Source organism: Variovorax monticola, from assembly GCF_051216855.1.
GTDB lineage: Bacteria > Pseudomonadota > Gammaproteobacteria > Burkholderiales > Burkholderiaceae_C > Variovorax.
This window is the reverse complement of record NZ_JBPJZP010000001.1, coordinates 612,057-628,321: the sequence shown is the minus strand read 5'-3', so window position 1 is coordinate 628,321 and position 16,265 is coordinate 612,057. Positions and strand designations below refer to the sequence as shown.

Below are 16,265 nucleotides of genomic sequence, written 5' to 3'. Positions count from 1 at the left end.
GAGTTCTTTACATTTGTCGCATGTCTGTTTCGCGAATTGCGCCCCCACCCTTGCGGCGCCTGGATATCTCTGAGCCCCAAGAGGCACGCACGTCGCAGACACGAGCGGGCAGCGGCCTGTGGGCGCGCCTCGACCGATGGCTGGCCCAGCCGCGCTCAGCCGGCGTCGTCGTCCTGTGGCTCAGCCTCTACCTGGTCCTGACGACCAACTGGCCTCTCTGGAACGATCTGGCCCGCATCGGCGGTGCCCCGAGCACCTACCTGCTCACCATCGCGGTGATGAGCCTGCTCACACTGTGCGGCCTGGTGGCCATGCTGTCGTTCACGGCCTGGTCGCGCTGGATGAAGCCGGTGTGGTTCGCCGTGGTCGTGCTGGCCGCCGTGGTGCAGCACTACATGCTCGAGTACCGCATCGTCATGGACCCGACCATGATCGCCAACGCGCTGCAAACCGATCCGAACGAGGCGCGCGACCTGTTGAGCTGGCGCATGGCCTTCAACGTGCTGGTCGTCGCGCTGCCGGCGGGATGGGCGCTCTGGCGCGTGCGCATCCTGCCGATGCGCTTCCTGTCCAAGCTCTGGCGCAATGTGGCCCTGCTGCTGCTGGCCGCCGTCGTGGCGGTGGGCACGGGCGTGGCGATGAACCGCGAGCTTGCGCCCCTGATGCGCAACAACATCCATCTGCGCTACATGATGAACCCCATCGCGACCCTGTATTCCACGGGTTCGCTGCTCATCAAGCCGCTGTTCAAGCGCAGCGGCAAGCTCATTCCGATCACGGCCGGCACGGCGCTGGGCGCGAGCTATGCGGCGCAGACCAAGCCGCCGCTGTTCGTGGTGGTGGTGGGTGAAACCGCGCGGGCCGACCACTTCGCGTTGAACGGCTACGCCCGCGACACCACGCCCGAGCTCGCCAAGCGCGGCGTGCTGAGCTACCGCGACGTGCACTCCTGCGGCACCAACACGCTGGCTTCTGTGCCGTGCATGTTCTCGCCGCTGGGCAAGCAGGGCTACGAGTCGCGCAAGGACGACTACGAGTCGCTCATGGACGTGCTGCAGGCCTCCGGGCTGGCGGTGTTCTGGCTCGACAACCAGGCCGGCTGCAAGGGCGTGTGCGTGCGCGTGCCCAACGCCTCGGCCTTCGACGGCCTCGACGCCGCCACCAAGAAGGCGCTGTGCGACGGCGACGAATGCCTGGACGACGTGATGCTGAAGAACCTGGACGAGCGCATCGCCGCGCTGCCGGCCGAGCGCCGTGCCAAGGGCATCGTGCTGGTCATGCACCAGATGGGCAGCCACGGCCCTGCCTACTACAAGCGTTCCGCGCCCGACATGAAGCGCTTCCAGCCCGAGTGCAAGACCAACGCACTGGCCGAATGCGGGCACAACGAGCTGATGAACGTGTACGACAACTCGATCGCGCAGACCGACCGCTTCCTCGGCGAAACGATCGACTGGCTCAAGGCGCAGTCCAAGACCTACGACCCTGGGATGCTCTACGTGAGCGATCACGGCGAGTCGCTCGGCGAGTACGGCCTGTTCCTGCACGGCGTGCCGTACAGCTTCGCCCCCGAGGCCCAGAAGCACGTGCCCATGGTCACGTGGTTCAGCGACGGCCTGAGCGAGCGGCGCAAGCTCTCGCGATCGTGCATGGAAGCGGGGCTCGACGCGCCGCTGACGCACGACAACCTCTATCACACGGTGCTGGGCGTGATGGACGTGAACACGCCCACCTACAAGCCCGCCCTCGACGCGCTCGCGTCCTGCCGCGCCAAGGGCTGACAGCGGCCGGCCTTACTTCTTCTCCCGGGGCACCCGCCCCATCAGGAAGAACTCGTTGTTCGGCTGCATGCCGCTGAAGCTGGCCAGCCGGTTGCTCAGCCCGAAGAAGGCGGTGATGGCCGCGATGTCCCAGATGTCCTCGTCGTCGAAGCCGTGGGCATGCAGCGGCGGAAAGTCGGTCTCGTCGATCTCGTGCGAGCGGTCGCAGACCTTCATTGCAAAGTCGAGCATTGCGCGCTGGCGCGGCGTGATGTCGGCCTTGCGGTAGTTCACCGCCACCTGGTCGGCCACCAGCGGCTTCTTCTCGTAGATGCGCAGCAGCGCGCCGTGCGCCACCACGCAGTAGAGGCACTGGTTGGCCGCGCTGGTGGTGGTGACGATCATCTCGCGGTCGCCCTTGGTGAGCGAACCTTCCTCCTTGAGCATCAGGGCGTCGTGGTACGCGAAGAACGCGCGCCATTCGGCGGGACGGCGGGCCAGGCCCAGGAACACGTTGGGCACGAAGCCGGCCTTTTCCTGCACCGCGAGGATGGCGGTGCGGATGTCCTCGGGCAGGTCTTTCAGTTCGGCGAGCGGGTAGCGGGTGGCAGTCATCTTGTCTCCATCGGGTGATCGGTTTGAAAGCGCCTTGAAAGGCGTCGCGCGACTTCCATGATAGGCAGGACACTTTCCTACAAGATGTTGCGCGCGGCATCGCCATGATGAACGTTCGCACAACAACAGGCGGCCCCATGCCGCACATAACGCGATGAAAGACGTCTCGCATTCCGACCGGCGCGGCTTCCTGCGCCGGTCCATCGCCATCGTGCCAGCCGCCACGGCATTCGGCGCCGGTGGCATTGCGGGGGCGGCGCTCGCGCAGCCCGCCGCACCCGCTCCAGCTCCCGCAGCCAGCCCGGCGTCCCCCTACACCCCGGTCTACTTCAACGCCGACGAGTGGCGCTTCGTGCAAGCCGCTGTCGCACGGCTCATCCCCTCCGACGACACCGGCCCCGGTGCAGTCGAAGCGGGCGTGCCCGAGTTCATCGACCGGCAGATGGAGGGCGCCTTCGGCCATGCGGCCACCTGGTACATGCAGGGCCCGTTCGTGGAGGTGTCGCCGCTGTTCGGCTACCAGAAGAAGATGCCGCCGCGCGAGGTGTACCGCGCGGGCATCGCGGCCACCGACGCGTACTGCCGCAAGCAGTTCGCCGACAAGCTCTTCGCGCAGCTCAGCGCGGCGCAGCAGGACGAGGTGCTCAAGGGCCTGGAGGCGGGAAGCGTCACGCTCGACGGCGTGGGTGCGACCGACTTCTTCGGCTTCCTGCTGCAGAACACCAAGGAAGGCTATTTCAGCGACCCCATCCACGGCGGCAACAAGAACGCCGCCGCCTGGAAGATGATCGGCTTCCCCGGCGCGCGCGCCGACTATGCCGACTGGGTCGACCGCCCTGGCGTCAAGTACAACCTGCCGCCGGTGAGCATCGCCGGCCCGCAGGGCTGAAGGGCGCACCCACCATGGCAAACATCAAGAAACCCAGCGTCGACGCAGTGCTGGTCGGCTTCGGCTGGACCGGCGCCATCATGGGCATGGAGCTCACCGCCGCAGGCCTGAAGGTGCTGGCGCTGGAGCGCGGCGAGAACCGCGACACCCAGCCCGACTTCGCCTACCCGCGCATCACCGACGAGCTGAGCTACGGCATCCGCGGCAAGCTGTTCCAGAACCTGTCGCGCGAGACCGTCACCATCCGCCACACCCCGGGCGAGATCGCCGTGCCGTACCGGCAACTCGCCTCCTTTCTGCCCGGCGACGGCGTGGGCGGTGCGGGTGTTCACTGGAACGGCCACCACTGGCGACCGCTGCCCAGCGACCTGCGCATTCGCAGCACCTACGAAGAGCGCTACGGCAAGAAGTTCATTCCCGAGGGCATGACCATCCAGGACTTCGGCGTGAGCTACGAGGAGCTCGAACCGCACTTCGACCAGTTCGAAAAGATCTGCGGCACCTCGGGCAAGGCCGGCAACATCGGCGGCAAGATCCAGCCCGGCGGCAACCCCTTCGAAGGCGCGCGCGCCAACGAGTTTCCGCTGCCGCCGCTGGCCTCCGTCAACAGCGCGGTGCTGTTCGAAAAGGCCGCGCGCGAGCTGGGCTACCACCCGTTCCCGCAGGCCGCCGCCAACGCGTCGCGCGCCTACACCAACCCGCACGGCGCGCAGCTCGGGCCGTGCAACTTCTGCGGCTTCTGCGAGCGCTACGGCTGCTACATGTATTCGAAGGCCTCGCCGCAGACCACGCTGCTGCCGGTGCTGATGAAGCGGCCCAACTTCGAGCTGCGCACCAGGTCGCATGTGCTTCGCGTCAACATGTCGCCCGACGGCAAGCGCGCCACCGGCGTGACCTACATCGACGCCGAAGGCAACGAGGTCGAGCAGCCGGCCGACCTGGTGGTGCTGTGCGCCTACCAGTTCCACAACGTGCGCCTGCTGCTGCTGTCGAACATCGGCAAGAAGTACGACCCCGCCACCGGCGAAGGCGTGGTGGGCCGCAACTACGCCTACCAGCTCAACGGCGGCGCCAGCCTGTTCTTCGACAAGAACCAGCCGATGAACCCCTTCGTGGGCGCGGGTGCCAGCGGCTCGGTGATCGACGACTTCGACGGCGACAACTTCGACCACGGGCCGCTCGGCTTCATCGGTGGTGCGACCATCAACGCCATCAACACCGGTGGACGGCCGATCCAGCAGATGGCCCTGCCGCCCGGCGCGCCCGCCTGGGGCGCAGGCTGGAAGAAGGCCGTGAAGGAAAACTACATCTACCAGGCCAGCGTGGGCAGCCAGGGCTCGGTGATGGCCTACCGCGACAACTACCTCGACCTCGACCCGACCTACAAGGACGTGCACGGCCAGCCGCTGCTGCGCATGACCTTCGACTGGAAGGCCAACGACCTGGCCATGACGCAGTTCATCGGGACCAAGGTCGAGCAGATCGCCAAGGCCATGGGGCCCAAGCAGATGAAGATGAACTTCCAGAAGCCCGACGCCCACTACGACGTGCGCTTCTACCAGTCGACCCACAACACCGGCGGTGCGCCGATGGGCACCGACCCCGCGACCAGCGCCGTCAACCGCTTCCTGCAGGTGTGGGACGTGCCCAACGTGTTCGTGATGGGCGCGAGCGCCTTTCCGCAGAACTTCGGCTACAACCCGACCGGCATGGTGGGCGCGCTGGCCTACTGGTCGGCCAAGGCCATTCGCGAGCAGTACCTGAAGAACCCGGGGGCGCTGGCATGAGCGCGCGCCGTGCTTACCGTGCGTGCGGCGTCGTGGCTGCGGCGGCGGTGTTGTTCTGCGCCGGGGCCTGGGCCGTGGCGCAAAAGGCGGACGCACCTGCCGCAGCCGCATCTGGCGCGGCATCCGCATCCGCTCCGGCAACAGTGCCTGTGGCCGCACCCGCTGCCTCCGCAGACCCCGTGCTGGAGCGCGGCCGTTACCTGGCCCGTGCCGGCGACTGCGTCAGCTGCCACACCGCGCCGGGCAAGCCTGCCTTCGGCGGTGGCCTGCCGATGAAGACGCCGTTCGGCACCATAGTCTCCACCAACATCTCGCCCGACCCCGAAGCGGGCATTGGCGCCTACACCGAGGCCGACTTCGCCCGCGCGCTGCGCGAAGGCGTGGCCAGGGACGGCCACCGGCTCTACCCCGCCATGCCGTACCCGTCGTTCGCCCGCGTGAACGACGACGACATGCATGCGCTGTTCACCTTCTTTCGCAACGGCGTGCAACCCGTCGCGCAGAAGCCGCCGGCCACCGACCTGCCATGGCCCTTCAGCATGCGCAGCCTGATGGTCGGCTGGAACTGGATCTACCTCGACAAGGGCGTCTACCAGAACGACGGCGCGCGCAGCGCCGAGTGGAACCGCGGCGCCTACCTCGTGCAGGGCCTGGGCCATTGCGGCGACTGCCATACGCCGCGCAGCATGCTCGGCGGCGTGAAGGCGGCCAGCGACAAGAAGGGCGAGGTCTACCTGTCGGGCGCGATCATCGACGGCTGGTACGCGCAACCGCTGCGCCACACCGACCGGCCCACCATGGCCCAGTGGTCGTCCGAAGACATCGTGCAGTACCTGCAGACGGGTCGCACCGGCCACACGGCCGCCTTCGGCGCGATGGTCGACGTGGTGCAGAACAGCACGCAGCACATGTCCACGCAGGACCTGAAGTCCGTGGCCACGTACCTGCAGTCGCTCGGCGCCAAGGAAGGCGCGCAGGGCGTACCGTCGCAGGCATCGCTGGTCGCGGCCGCGCCGCAGCACCCGACCTCGCTGGCGCTGCGCAACGGCACGGTCGAAGGCAACAGCGGCGCGATGGTCTACCTGAACAACTGCAACGCCTGCCACCGCTCCGACGGCACGGGTGCGAACAAGACCTTTCCGGCGCTGGCCGGCAACAGCGTGGTGAACGCGAAAGACCCGACCTCGCTGATCCGCCTGGTGCTCGCGGGCTCGGCCATGCCCAGCACCGCGCAGGCACCGTCGCCCATCGCCATGCCCGACTTCGGCTGGCGCCTGACCGATGCCGACGTGGCTAGCGTGTTGAGCTTTGCGCGCTCGAGCTGGGGCAACCAGGGCGAGGCCGTGACGGCCGCGCAGGTGGCCAAGGTGCGCGATGCGATCAAGCCGGTGGCGACGGCGAAGGCGCAGTGACCTCGCTGCGAACGGGGCAGGGCGCTCTTACTTGAGCGCCTTGCCCTGCGTTGCGCCCAGCGGCGTGTGCAGTTGCGATGGCACCCACGCGCCGGTGTTGTCGTCGCGCCCCTGCAGCAGGTAGCGCGTGTCGGCCTTGCCGTAGTTCTGCACCGCCATGGCGGAGAACTTGCCGATGTCGGTCTTCGGGTCGCGCAGGCGGTTGACGATCAGCACCTTCTTCGTGTCGGCGAAGTCGGCCATCATGTTCTGGTCGCCTTCGCTGTCACCCGCGATGAAGCTCGGGCCGTAGCCGTACTTGCTCACCAGGAAGCGCTGGATGTTCTTCGTCTTGCCCGGGCCTTGCGTCTGGTCGTAGCCGCGGCGGAACTCGGGCTGGATCACGCCCCGGGCGTCGCGCTCCAGCTCCATCGCCAGCACGCGCTCGGGCGGGTTGTTGTAGCCGAAGGCGGGGTTGGAGGAAATCTCCTTGATCACGTCGACGAACGATGCTGAACACACCCACACGTCGAAGCCCGCGTTGCGGAAGGCGGCGTACAGGTCCTGCATTTCGGGCTGCAGGCGCAGGCCGTTCTTCCAGCTGACCGACACCACGCCCGAGCGACCTGGCAGCGCGGTGGGCGATGTCCACTTGACCTTGACCACCGGCTCCTTCAGCTGCCATGCCACCGTGTCGGCCGTGAGCTTGCGCACCTGCGCCTCGGTCATGCCGGCGAACAGGTACGTCACCCACGGGTAGGCCGTGTCGTGGTCGAAGGTGTCGCCGATGGCTTCGTACAGGTACCGAACCTTGGTGATGAAGGCGCCGTAGTGCGGGCTCATCGCCACCACCGCGAGCGACTGCTCGCCCTTCATTCCCTTGTAGTTCTGGTACAGCCACGTGTAGCTGGCCACGATGTCGGGCACCACGCGGTCGATGTTCACGGGCTGGCCGGCCGCGTTGTTGAAGGCCGGAAGAAAATCTTTCTTCGGGATGTTCTTGCGCAGCGCCACTTCGAGCTGCGCGGGCGTGGCGCTGAAGACAAGGTTCTCGAGCTGGTAGATCAGCGAGGCTTCCTCGATGTCGAGGAAGACGCTGGTGTTGTCCCAGTCGAACACCACATAGGGCGGCTTGGCGCCGTTGTAGCCTGGGCTGCCCTTGCCAAGGCCGGCGATCAGGCCCTCGATCTGCGCGCGGTTGAAGGCGTCCCAGTGGCCCGGGGCCAGGGCCTGGCTTTTGCCGGGCGAGAAGCTGGCGCAGCCTGTGGCGACGAGTGCGGCGGCCACTGGGGTGAGAAGGGCGAGTCTGCGTTGCATGCGTTCCCTGTTGTTGTGCGTTGTGGGTGAGGAGCACGCAGCGTATGCAACGCCCGTGACACTTCCACATCGCCCTACGCATCAGCCGTGCCAGGCTGCGCAAGGAACCGGACCACACCCATGCAAAAGCCCAAGACCCGACGGATCTGTTCAGCCGCCGTGGACAATCGCGGCCATGCGTGATGTCATTTACTACTCATTGATGCTGTCGCTCGGCTTCGCCTGGTACAAGTTCGGACAGAACCAGCTGCGCAAAGGCTACAGAGACGAGAACGACCAACGTACCGAAGGGTTGGTCGGGCCCTTCGGATTCCTGCTGACCGCCGGCGTGTCGTGCTACCTGTTGTTCGCGCTGCTGGGCGCGCTGGTCAGGGGCGAAGTGTCATGCCTGGGCAAAGGTTGCAAGGCCCAGGTCTATACCTTGGCCGCCAATGCCGCCGAGTACTGGGCCAACATGTTCTTCCTGCTGTGGATCGTGGTGGCCCTTGGCTATGCGCTCTATGTGACGGTCAGGATCTGGTTTCGCGCCTAGCTGGCGCGCGCTGCTGTCACTGCTTGGCAGGCGCATTGGACGAGGGCTCCGCGGGCGCGCGCTGCATGGCGGCCGCTTCGGCTTCCTTGTCCTTCTTGTTGGCCATGTGCCGCCCGACCACGCAGCCGCCCGCCGCGCCGATCAGGCCGTGATGCCCTGCGACGTGGCCGCCGACACCGCCCACCACGGCGCCCTTGATGCAGCCTTTGGCTTCGGCTGCGCCGGCCATGGTGAGGAATGCGCCAGCGGCAGCGAGCGCGAGCAGAGTGCGAGAGAGCTTCATGAGACGTCCTTGTGTTGGAGTGGTTTTGTAGCTCGACACTAGCCGTTCGCGCGGACGCCGGCGTACGCGGTGGATGGCTTGCGCTGTAGGCGCTTTTCGCCGGTGGCTGTCGACGTTGCCGCCGGTCGCCACTGCCATTCGCAGCGCGCTGCCCGCACCGCGACTGCCTCGCCAGGGCGACCGAACCGCACCCCCCAACCCAAGCACGGAGAGCCGCATGAGAACGCTCAAGGTCATGGCGCACATCTCGCTGGACGGCGTGAGTCAAAGCTCCGGCGTCATCGCGGCGGTGTCAGTTGCATCGTCCTGCGAGGGATGCGGTGCGGCCCCGCAGTCGGCCCCCCGCAGCGCCCGGCACGGACTCATGCGGCCGAGTTCTTTTCAGGCAGCAACGCATCCAGGACGAAACGTGTCGGTCCGCTGGCGCCCCTGTCGCTGACCGCCAGACCCAGCTGGCGCCATAGTGCCGGGCTGAGCGGACGAACGGCGATGCGAGGGTCCCGCGTGGGCTCGTGCGATTCCTCCGGCAGCAAGGCCGCGCCGTAGCCGGCGGCGACCAGCGTCCTGATCGCGTCGTTGTAGTTGAGTTCGATGCGCGGCCGGCAATGCACGCCCGCCGCGGAGAACCATTCCGCGGTCAGCCGGTAGAGACGTGTGGACGCGTCGTTCATGATCAGCGGGTGCTGGGCCAGCCACTGCGGTGTCAGCCGCCTGGGGGCTTTCCAGTCCGCCGGCAGAAAGGCGACGACAGCCTCGCGCCGCAGGGGCGTGACATGAACGCCGCGCACAGGCGGCTGCGGCAGCGCCACGACCGCCAGGTCGAGGCTGCCTGCGGCGAGCCGGGCCATGCTGTCGTTGGAGGTCAGCACCTGCACGTTCACGTCGATGCCAGGATGGTTCCGGGCAAGACGTTCGAGCGCGGGCGGCAGCAGGTGCGCAATGGCGCCCGTCGAGGCACCCACCCGCACACGGCCCGTTTGCCCGGCGAGCTGGCGCCGAACGTCTTCCACGGCGTCGTCCGCATCCGCCAGCAGCCTGCGGGCGCGCGCGATGAACCGCTCGCCCAAGGCGGTGGGCTGCGCGGGCCCCCGCCCGCGAACGAGCAATTGGCCACGCAGGCGCGACTCGAGTTCCGCGATCTGAACAGTGACTGTGGGGGCAGCCAGGTGAAGGGCGCGCGCGGCATTGGCCAGGGAGCCGAGATCGGCGATGGCGACAAGGGTGCGCAGATGGTCGAGGCTCAGTTCACGCATGCCGCTAATTTAACTTTTCTTAATCCGGGGTTGCATATATTTAGCTGGAGCCATCGATGTCCTGTCCCTACGATCGCACGCCATGGACCTCAACATCTTCATCGACGGCGACCAGGGCACCACCGGCCTGGACCTGCAAAACCGCCTGCGGGGCGGGGAATTCCGCATCCGCACACTGCCTGCCGACTTGCGCAAGGACGCGGCCGCCCGACGGGTCGCGCTCAACGAGTGCGACATTGCCATCCTTTGCCTGCCCGATGCCGCGGCGCGCGACGCGGTGGCGATGATCGAGAACCCTTCGGTGCGTGTCATCGACGCCAGCTCGGCCCACCGCACCAGCCCGGGCTGGGTCTACGGCCTGCCGGAACTCGATGCGCTGCAAGGCGAACGCATCGCCTCGGCATTGCGGGTCACGAATCCGGGCTGCTATCCCACGGCTGCGGTCGCCCTGCTGCGCCCGTTGACTGATGCGGGCCTGTTGCCCGCCGGTTATCCGCTTGTCATCCATGCGGTCTCGGGCTATTCGGGCCAGGGCAGGGCAGGGGCGGAAGCGCACGAGGCCGTAACAAGGGCGGGAGCGGGGGCGGCGGCGCGTTCGTTGAAGGTCTATGGCCTTGCACTCGAGCACAAGCACGTGCCGGAAATCGAGGTCTATGCGGGCTTGGCGCAGCGGCCCCTCTTCGTGCCGGCCTATGCCAGCTACCGGCAGGGCATCGTGCTCACCATCGGCCTGCACGCGCGAATGCTTCCCGCCGATGCTTCGGGCGCACGCATCCACGAATGCCTGCTGGAGCGGTATCGCGATACGGCGCATGTGCGTGTGCTGCCGATGTCGTCTGCCGAGCCCATGACCGAACTGGATCCGCAAGTCCACAACGGCTTGAACGACATGAGCCTGGCCGTCGCATGCAATGAACGCACAGGCCAGATCGTCTTGAGCGCGGTTCTGGACAATCTGGGCAAGGGTGCCGCGGGCGCGGCCGTGCAGAACCTGCGGCTGATGGCGAGGGCTCATTCACTGCGCCTCATCAACGCCGTCGGGCAAGCCGCGAGCCAGCCCTAAGCCCCGACGCGTTCAGCCTGCTGCTTGATGAAGCTCGCCACGCGCCGCACGAGCGCCTGATTTCCGCCGGCAGACGCCACACTGGCCGCTGCATGAAGGCCAACCGTTTCGCCAATCGCAACGATGACTTTTTCCGCCGCGACGGCCGTCAGCCCGAAGTGCGGTGCCGCCTCACGCGCCAGCGCGAGGCTGGCCGCGTGCTGCCCCGGAAGAATGGCGAGTTCCTGATAACCGGTGTGGCCGCTCAACTGCATCACGAGGTCGAAGGCAGGCGCCAGACGCCACTTTCCGTCTTCGCCCCGCAACGCGCCATGGTTCTTGACGTGATCGTCGCTGTTGCCCACCGCCAGGTTGAACACCATGCGTCGGAACAACTCGGCCAGGTCTTCCTGCGGCTGCCGCGAGATGCGCCGCAGCAGCTGCGCCAGTTCGATGTAGCTCCCCCGGCTCGATTCATAAGGCACATCGAGCAGCGCCGAGGCCGAGAGGTAGTGAAAACGCCGCTCGTCGGTCACCGGCCCCGCGCGGTCGAAGCGCTCGACCAGCAAGGCGTGCCCTGACGCAAGGGGTTGCAGCAGAAAGGGCGGGACTTCGATGCCACAGGCATCGGCCACCCACAGTGTGGCTGCTTCGATCACTTCCACGTCGTGGTCATCCCCGCGCGATGCGAACTTGGCGATGCAGCGCCGGCCCTCGTGCGCAAAGGCCGTCTTGGGGCGTGCACCGCCAAGGCTGGCGCCGCGCAGCAACAGATGCATGTCGGGGCCTATGTCCATTCCGTCCTCGACGCGGCGCGAGGCTTCGGCGAGTTCCTGGAGCGACCAGAGCGTGGCCGGCGGCTCCTCGCTTCGGATGGGCAACGCTTCGGCAAACACCATGGCGCCGATGCGGTCCTCGTTGGTCAGGAGCAATGCATCGATGTCCGAGAGCGGCTTGCCCTGGCGGATCTCAAGCACCTTGCGGCCCCAGCTTTCGGGCAGTGCATCGCGCAGCGTGAGCGGCATGGCGCCGCCGTCGCGGATGCGGCGCTCGGCGAGCACGAAGGCGGCATCGCGCAGCGGCAGGTGCTCCGGGTTGAGCGGCGCGGCCGCGGGGTCTTCGAGGTAGCGGCGGCCGTAGGCGAATTCGCCGGACTCCACGACGCCTCGGCGAGCGACCTTCATCAAGCCGGCAGGTTGCACCTGCTCGCCCGTGTGCTGCGCGAGTCCGACGTAGATGCGGCGTTCGCCCTCGTCGTTGTCAGAAGTCACGCTCGCCCTCCGCAATCACACCGGCGGCGCCTTGCACGGCCGACCTGCGCACACGGCGTTTCGCGGCCAGTCCCGCGGGGGCCGGGGCCACGCCGTCGAGCGAGTCGATCTCGCCCAGAAGCCACAGCGCATGGACCAGCAGGCCGATGCTGGTGCCGGGCTTGCCCGATTCGAGGGCGCGCAGGGTGTTGGGGGAGCACAGCAGCCGCTCGGCCATTTCAGCGACTGTCCATTCGCGGTGCACCCTGTGCGCGCGAAGGCGCAAGCCGAGCCTTTCAATGGGCTCGACGGTCTGCGAGGGAAGGGCGGAAAGGCTATGACTGCTTTTTGACATCAATAAAATGACTATTAAACGGCTTAAGAGTCATTTTATTGCGTATTTATCGATATAGAAAGGCGTCTACCCGGACAAGCCCGGCGCCTGAACGTCACGCTGCTGCAGCACCACGAGGTCGCTCTCGTCCTTGAGCGCGACGCCGGTCAACCCCCGGCTCAGCGATTCGCGCATCAGCCACGCGAGCTTGAACGCGGCGGCCTCGCAGGGCAGGCCTTCGGGCCGGACGTTCGATATGCAGTTGCGCTCGGCGTCGTGCCGCCCGCGTTTGGGTGAATGGGTCAGGTAGATGCCCAGGCTGTCGGGCGAACTCAGGCCCGGCCGCTCGCCGATCAGCATCACGGAGAGTGCCGCGCCGAACAGTTCACCCACTTCGTCGGCCAGTGCCACGCGGGCCTGCGTGGCGATGACCACGGGCGCGAAGCTGGTGTGCGCTGGCAGCTGCGAGCGCAGGGCGGCCAGCAGCGGTGCGGCATGGCGCGCCACCGCCAGCGAGGAGAGCCCATCGCCGATGACGACACAGACATCGCAACCGTAGCGCCGGTCGCCCAGCAGGCGCGTGGCGTCGTCTTCATCGAGCCGCCGGCCAAGGTCGGGTCGCCGCAGGTATTCGGTGCGGTCCGCCGCCTGGCTGCGCGCGCGCGCCACCTGCCAGTGCTGTGCGGTCAGCGCGGCGTGGAGCGCATCGACGTCCAGCGCCGCATGGATGGCATCGCGCGCCATCGCATGCGCCCAGCCGAAACGCAGCGTTTCGTCGGTCGGCATGCCGGCGCCGGCGCGGCCCAGCGCCAGCCGCGCGGGCGTGGCCGAGCGCCATTGCGCCCAGGGGTTGGGTGTGACGGCATCGCTCATGGTGCGAGGGCTGCGAGCCCGCTCATGCCGGCCAGCAGCCGGTTGGACGAAGGCGGCGCGAGCCGGCCTGCGCCGTCGGTGATCTGCATGCGCTGCAGCCAGGCCTCGAACTCGGGCGCGCGCTTCAGGCCCAGCGTCTCGCGCATGAACAGCGCGTCGTGGAACGAGGTGCTCTGGTAGTTGAGCATCACGTCGTCCGCGCCCGGAATGCCCATGATGAAGTTGATGCCCGCCGTGCCCAGCAGCACGAGCAGCGTGTCCATGTCGTCCTGGTCGGCCTCGGCGTGGTTGGTGTAGCAGATGTCGCAGCCGATGGGCAGGCCCAGCAGCTTGCCGCTGAAGTGGTCTTCCAGGCCCGCGCGAATGATCTGCTTGCCGTCGTACAGATACTCCGGCCCGATGAAGCCCACCACGGTGTTGATGAGGAAGGGCTTGTAGCGCCGCGCCAGCGCATAGGCGCGCACCTCGCAGGTCTGCTGGTCGACGCCGAAGTTGGCGTTGGCCGAGAGCGCACTGCCTTGTCCTGTCTCGAAGTATATGACGTTGTTGCCGATGGTGCCGCGCTTCAGGGACAGCGCCGCCGCATAGGCCTCGTCGAGCAGCTCGGGCGTCACGCCGAAAGAAAGGTTGGCCTTCTCTGTGCCTGCGATCGACTGGAACACCAGGTCCACCGGCGCGCCGGCTTCCGCGAGCTTGAGCGTGTTGGTCACGTGCGTGAGCACGCAGCTCTGCGTGGGAATCTCGAAGCGCTGGATCACCTCGTCGAGCATGTGCAGCAGCTGGCCCAGCACGGGCATGCTGTCCGATGCGGGGTTCAGGCCGATCACCGCATCGCCCGCGCCGTAGAGCAGGCCGTCGAGCGTGGAGGCGGCCACGCCGCGCAGGTCGTCGGTCGGGTGGTTGGGCTGCAGGCGCACGGCCAGGTGGCCGGGCAGGCCGATGGTGTCGCGAAAGCGGGTGACGACCGTGCACTTCTTCGCGACCGACACCAGGTCCTGGTTGCGCATCAGCTTGGACACGGCTGCCACCATCTCGGGCGTGAGGCCGGGTGCGAGCGCGGTCAGCGTGGCGGTGGTCGCTTGGTCTGACAGCAGCCAGTTGCGAAAGTCGCCGACCGTGAGGTGCGACACCGGCGCGAAGGCCTGCGCATCGTGGCTGTCGATGATGAGACGGGTGATGTTGTCGCTCTCGTAGGGAATCAACGCTTCCGTCAGGAACTGCTTGAGCGGCGTGTCGGCCAGCACATGGCGCGCGGCCATGCGCTGCTGCGCGGTGGCCGCGCCCACGCCCGCGAGGTAGTCGCCCGAACGCGCGGGGCTGGCCACGGCCATGACCTGCCTGAGGTCGTCGAAGGTGAAGGCCTGGCCGGCGATGGTGGTGCGGTAGCGCATCGTCTTTCGCTGGCCGTTCAGGCGTTGGTGGCCGACGAAGAAAGCATGTCGTCGGGCGCGGCCGCCTTGCGCTGCGCCGAGGTCAGCAGGAAGTAGCCGTAGGCCGCGGCCATCAGCACGAGAAACAGCACGGTCAGCATGAAGTTGAACCACACCATCGCGCCCAGGCAGACCACGCCCAGGCCCAGCGCGATGGCCGGGAACACGGGGTAGAAGGGCGCGCGGTAGGTGCGCAGCAGGTTCGGCTCGGTGCGGCGCAGCTTGAAGAGCGCGGCCATCGAGATCAGGTACATCACGATGGCGCCCAGCACGGCCATGGTCACGATGTTGGCGGTGAGCGTCTGCCCGCCTAACTGCACCCACTCGTCGCTGAAGATGGCCACCACGCCGATCACGCCGCCCGCCAGCAGCGCGCGGTGCGGGGTGTCGAAGCGCGGGCTCAGGCCGGCGAAGTAGCGCGGCAGGTAGCCCGCGCGCGCCAGCGCGAAGATCTGGCGCGAGTAGCCCATGATGATTCCGTGGAACGACGCAATGAGCCCGAACAGCCCGATCCACACCAGCATGTGCAGCCAGCCGCTGTTCTCGCCCACCACCGTCTTCATGGCCTGCGGCAGCGGGTCGTTGATGTTCGCCAGCTTGCGCCAGTCGCCCACGCCGCCCGCGAAGATCATCACGCCGAAGGCCAGCACCACCAGCGTGACGATGCCCGTGGTGTACGCGATGGGAATGGTGCGGTGCGGGTCGCGCGCCTCTTCGGCCGCCATGGCCGCGCCTTCGATGGCCAAAAAGAACCAGATCGCGAACGGTATGGACGCGAAGATGCCCGAGATGGCCGCCCCGTTCAGCACGTTGCCGCCGGCCCAGCCGTTGGCCGTGAAGTTGGCCATGGTCCAGCCCGGCGCGACCACGCCCATGAACACCAGCAGCTCGAAGATGGCCAGCACGGTCACGAAGAGCTCGAAGGCCGCCGCAATGCCCACGCCCACCCAGTTCAACCCGATGAAGATCACATACGCACCGAGCGCGAACCACTTCGGATTGATGCCGGGGAACTGCACGTTGAGGTACGCGCCGATGGCCAGCGCGATGGCCGGCGGCGCGAACACGAACTCGACAAGTGTCGCAAAGCCCGCCACGAAGCCGCCCGTGGGCCCGAAGGCGCGCCGCGCATAGGCGAAGGGCCCGCCCGCATGCGGAATGGCGGTCGACAGTTCGGTGAAGCTGAAGATGAAAGTGGTGTACATGGTGGCCACCAGCACCGTGGCGACCAGGAAACCGAGCGTGCCGGCGGTGTTCCAGCCGTAGCTCCAACCAAAGTACTCACCGGAGATGACAAGGCCGACTGCGATGCCCCAGAGCTGGAACGGACCGAGCACTTTCTTCAGATGGCCCGTGCCGGTGTGTGCGGCGGGTCGGGTCGGTCCGGTTGATTGGCCTGGCGTGGCTTCGGTGGAATGCATGGGGCTTTCCTCTCTTCGTGAATGGTGACAGTGCACATTCAGCAAAGCAAGGGCTGTTCCACCAAGGGCCACGCGGAGCGAAGGCACC

At 67.2% G+C, this 16,265-nt stretch carries 15 protein-coding genes; 6 read left to right on the top strand and 9 right to left on the bottom strand.

Translation table 11 applies throughout. The annotated features are described in order from the left end of the window. Nucleotides 1-20: 20 nt before the first annotated feature. Nucleotides 21-1,781 (top strand): phosphoethanolamine transferase, encoded by a 1,761-nt coding sequence (locus ACSFA5_RS02810; protein WP_435442483.1) that lies wholly within the window; start codon nucleotides 21-23, stop codon nucleotides 1,779-1,781. Between the two features lie 12 nt (nucleotides 1,782-1,793). Here the strand turns inward: ACSFA5_RS02810 and ACSFA5_RS02805 are convergent, their stop codons facing one another. Further along, nucleotides 1,794-2,375: a peroxidase-related enzyme gene (locus tag ACSFA5_RS02805; RefSeq protein WP_435442482.1), complete on the bottom strand. Its 582-nt coding sequence runs from the start codon at nucleotides 2,373-2,375 to the stop codon at nucleotides 1,794-1,796. 154 nt (nucleotides 2,376-2,529) lie between these two features. On the opposite strand from ACSFA5_RS02805, the gene ACSFA5_RS02800 reads away from it, so the two are divergent. From ACSFA5_RS02800 to ACSFA5_RS02790, 3 genes are read left to right on the top strand one after another with little or no spacing between them, the layout of a single operon-like run. Further along, nucleotides 2,530-3,264: a gluconate 2-dehydrogenase subunit 3 family protein gene (locus ACSFA5_RS02800; protein WP_435442481.1), complete on the top strand. Its 735-nt coding sequence runs from the start codon at nucleotides 2,530-2,532 to the stop codon at nucleotides 3,262-3,264. 14 nt (nucleotides 3,265-3,278) lie between these two features. After that, on the top strand, nucleotides 3,279-5,051 hold the full coding sequence (locus tag ACSFA5_RS02795) for a GMC family oxidoreductase (protein WP_435442480.1): 1,773 nt from the start codon (nucleotides 3,279-3,281) through the stop codon (nucleotides 5,049-5,051). Beyond that, a complete protein-coding gene (locus tag ACSFA5_RS02790; RefSeq protein WP_435442479.1) occupies nucleotides 5,048-6,463 on the top strand; it encodes a c-type cytochrome in 1,416 nt (471 codons plus the stop codon). Before ACSFA5_RS02795 ends, ACSFA5_RS02790 begins: the two co-directional genes overlap by 4 nt. Nucleotides 6,464-6,490: 27 nt before the next feature. Here the strand turns inward: ACSFA5_RS02790 and ACSFA5_RS02785 are convergent, their stop codons facing one another. Further along, nucleotides 6,491-7,759 carry an HAD family hydrolase gene (locus ACSFA5_RS02785; protein WP_435442478.1) on the bottom strand — a complete coding sequence of 423 codons (1,269 nt, stop codon included), beginning with the start codon at nucleotides 7,757-7,759 and terminating at the stop codon, nucleotides 6,491-6,493. A gap of 175 nt (nucleotides 7,760-7,934) precedes the next feature. Here ACSFA5_RS02785 and ACSFA5_RS02780 point away from each other — a divergent pair, with 175 nt between their 5' ends. Continuing rightward, on the top strand, nucleotides 7,935-8,291 hold the full coding sequence (locus ACSFA5_RS02780) for a hypothetical protein (RefSeq protein ID WP_435442477.1): 357 nt from the start codon (nucleotides 7,935-7,937) through the stop codon (nucleotides 8,289-8,291). 16 nt (nucleotides 8,292-8,307) lie between these two features. On the opposite strand, the gene ACSFA5_RS02775 is transcribed toward ACSFA5_RS02780, so the two are convergent. Both ACSFA5_RS02775 and ACSFA5_RS02770 read right to left on the bottom strand, forming a co-directional pair. Next, on the bottom strand, nucleotides 8,308-8,574 hold the full coding sequence (locus ACSFA5_RS02775; RefSeq protein WP_435442476.1) for a hypothetical protein: 267 nt from the start codon (nucleotides 8,572-8,574) through the stop codon (nucleotides 8,308-8,310). Between the two features lie 362 nt (nucleotides 8,575-8,936). After that, the gene (locus ACSFA5_RS02770) at nucleotides 8,937-9,827 is read right to left on the bottom strand and encodes a LysR family transcriptional regulator (RefSeq protein ID WP_435442475.1); all 891 of its coding nucleotides are present in this window, start codon (nucleotides 9,825-9,827) and stop codon (nucleotides 8,937-8,939) included. Nucleotides 9,828-9,909: 82 nt separating this feature from the next. Here ACSFA5_RS02770 and argC point away from each other — a divergent pair, with 82 nt between their 5' ends. Then, nucleotides 9,910-10,890 carry an N-acetyl-gamma-glutamyl-phosphate reductase gene (gene argC, locus ACSFA5_RS02765; RefSeq protein WP_435442474.1) on the top strand — a complete coding sequence of 327 codons (981 nt, stop codon included), beginning with the start codon at nucleotides 9,910-9,912 and terminating at the stop codon, nucleotides 10,888-10,890. Here argC and ACSFA5_RS02760 read toward each other — a convergent pair. From ACSFA5_RS02760 to eat, 5 genes are all read right to left on the bottom strand, one after another. Beyond that, a complete protein-coding gene (locus ACSFA5_RS02760) occupies nucleotides 10,887-12,140 on the bottom strand; it encodes a type II toxin-antitoxin system HipA family toxin (RefSeq protein WP_435442473.1) in 1,254 nt (417 codons plus the stop codon). The two genes, argC and ACSFA5_RS02760, sit on opposite strands and share 4 nt — an antisense overlap. Beyond that, a complete protein-coding gene (locus ACSFA5_RS02755) occupies nucleotides 12,130-12,474 on the bottom strand; it encodes a helix-turn-helix transcriptional regulator (protein WP_435442472.1) in 345 nt (114 codons plus the stop codon). Before ACSFA5_RS02755 ends, ACSFA5_RS02760 begins: the two co-directional genes overlap by 11 nt. A 66-nt stretch (nucleotides 12,475-12,540) precedes the next feature. After that, on the bottom strand, nucleotides 12,541-13,326 hold the full coding sequence (gene eutC, locus ACSFA5_RS02750) for an ethanolamine ammonia-lyase subunit EutC (RefSeq protein ID WP_435442471.1): 786 nt from the start codon (nucleotides 13,324-13,326) through the stop codon (nucleotides 12,541-12,543). After that, nucleotides 13,323-14,717, bottom strand: coding sequence for an ethanolamine ammonia-lyase subunit EutB (locus ACSFA5_RS02745; protein ID WP_435442470.1), 1,395 nt, complete (start codon nucleotides 14,715-14,717; stop codon nucleotides 13,323-13,325). Before ACSFA5_RS02745 ends, eutC begins: the two co-directional genes overlap by 4 nt. 17 nt (nucleotides 14,718-14,734) lie before the next feature. Further along, the gene (gene eat, locus ACSFA5_RS02740; RefSeq protein WP_435442469.1) at nucleotides 14,735-16,177 is read right to left on the bottom strand and encodes an ethanolamine permease; all 1,443 of its coding nucleotides are present in this window, start codon (nucleotides 16,175-16,177) and stop codon (nucleotides 14,735-14,737) included. Between the last annotated feature and the right edge of the window lie 88 nt (nucleotides 16,178-16,265).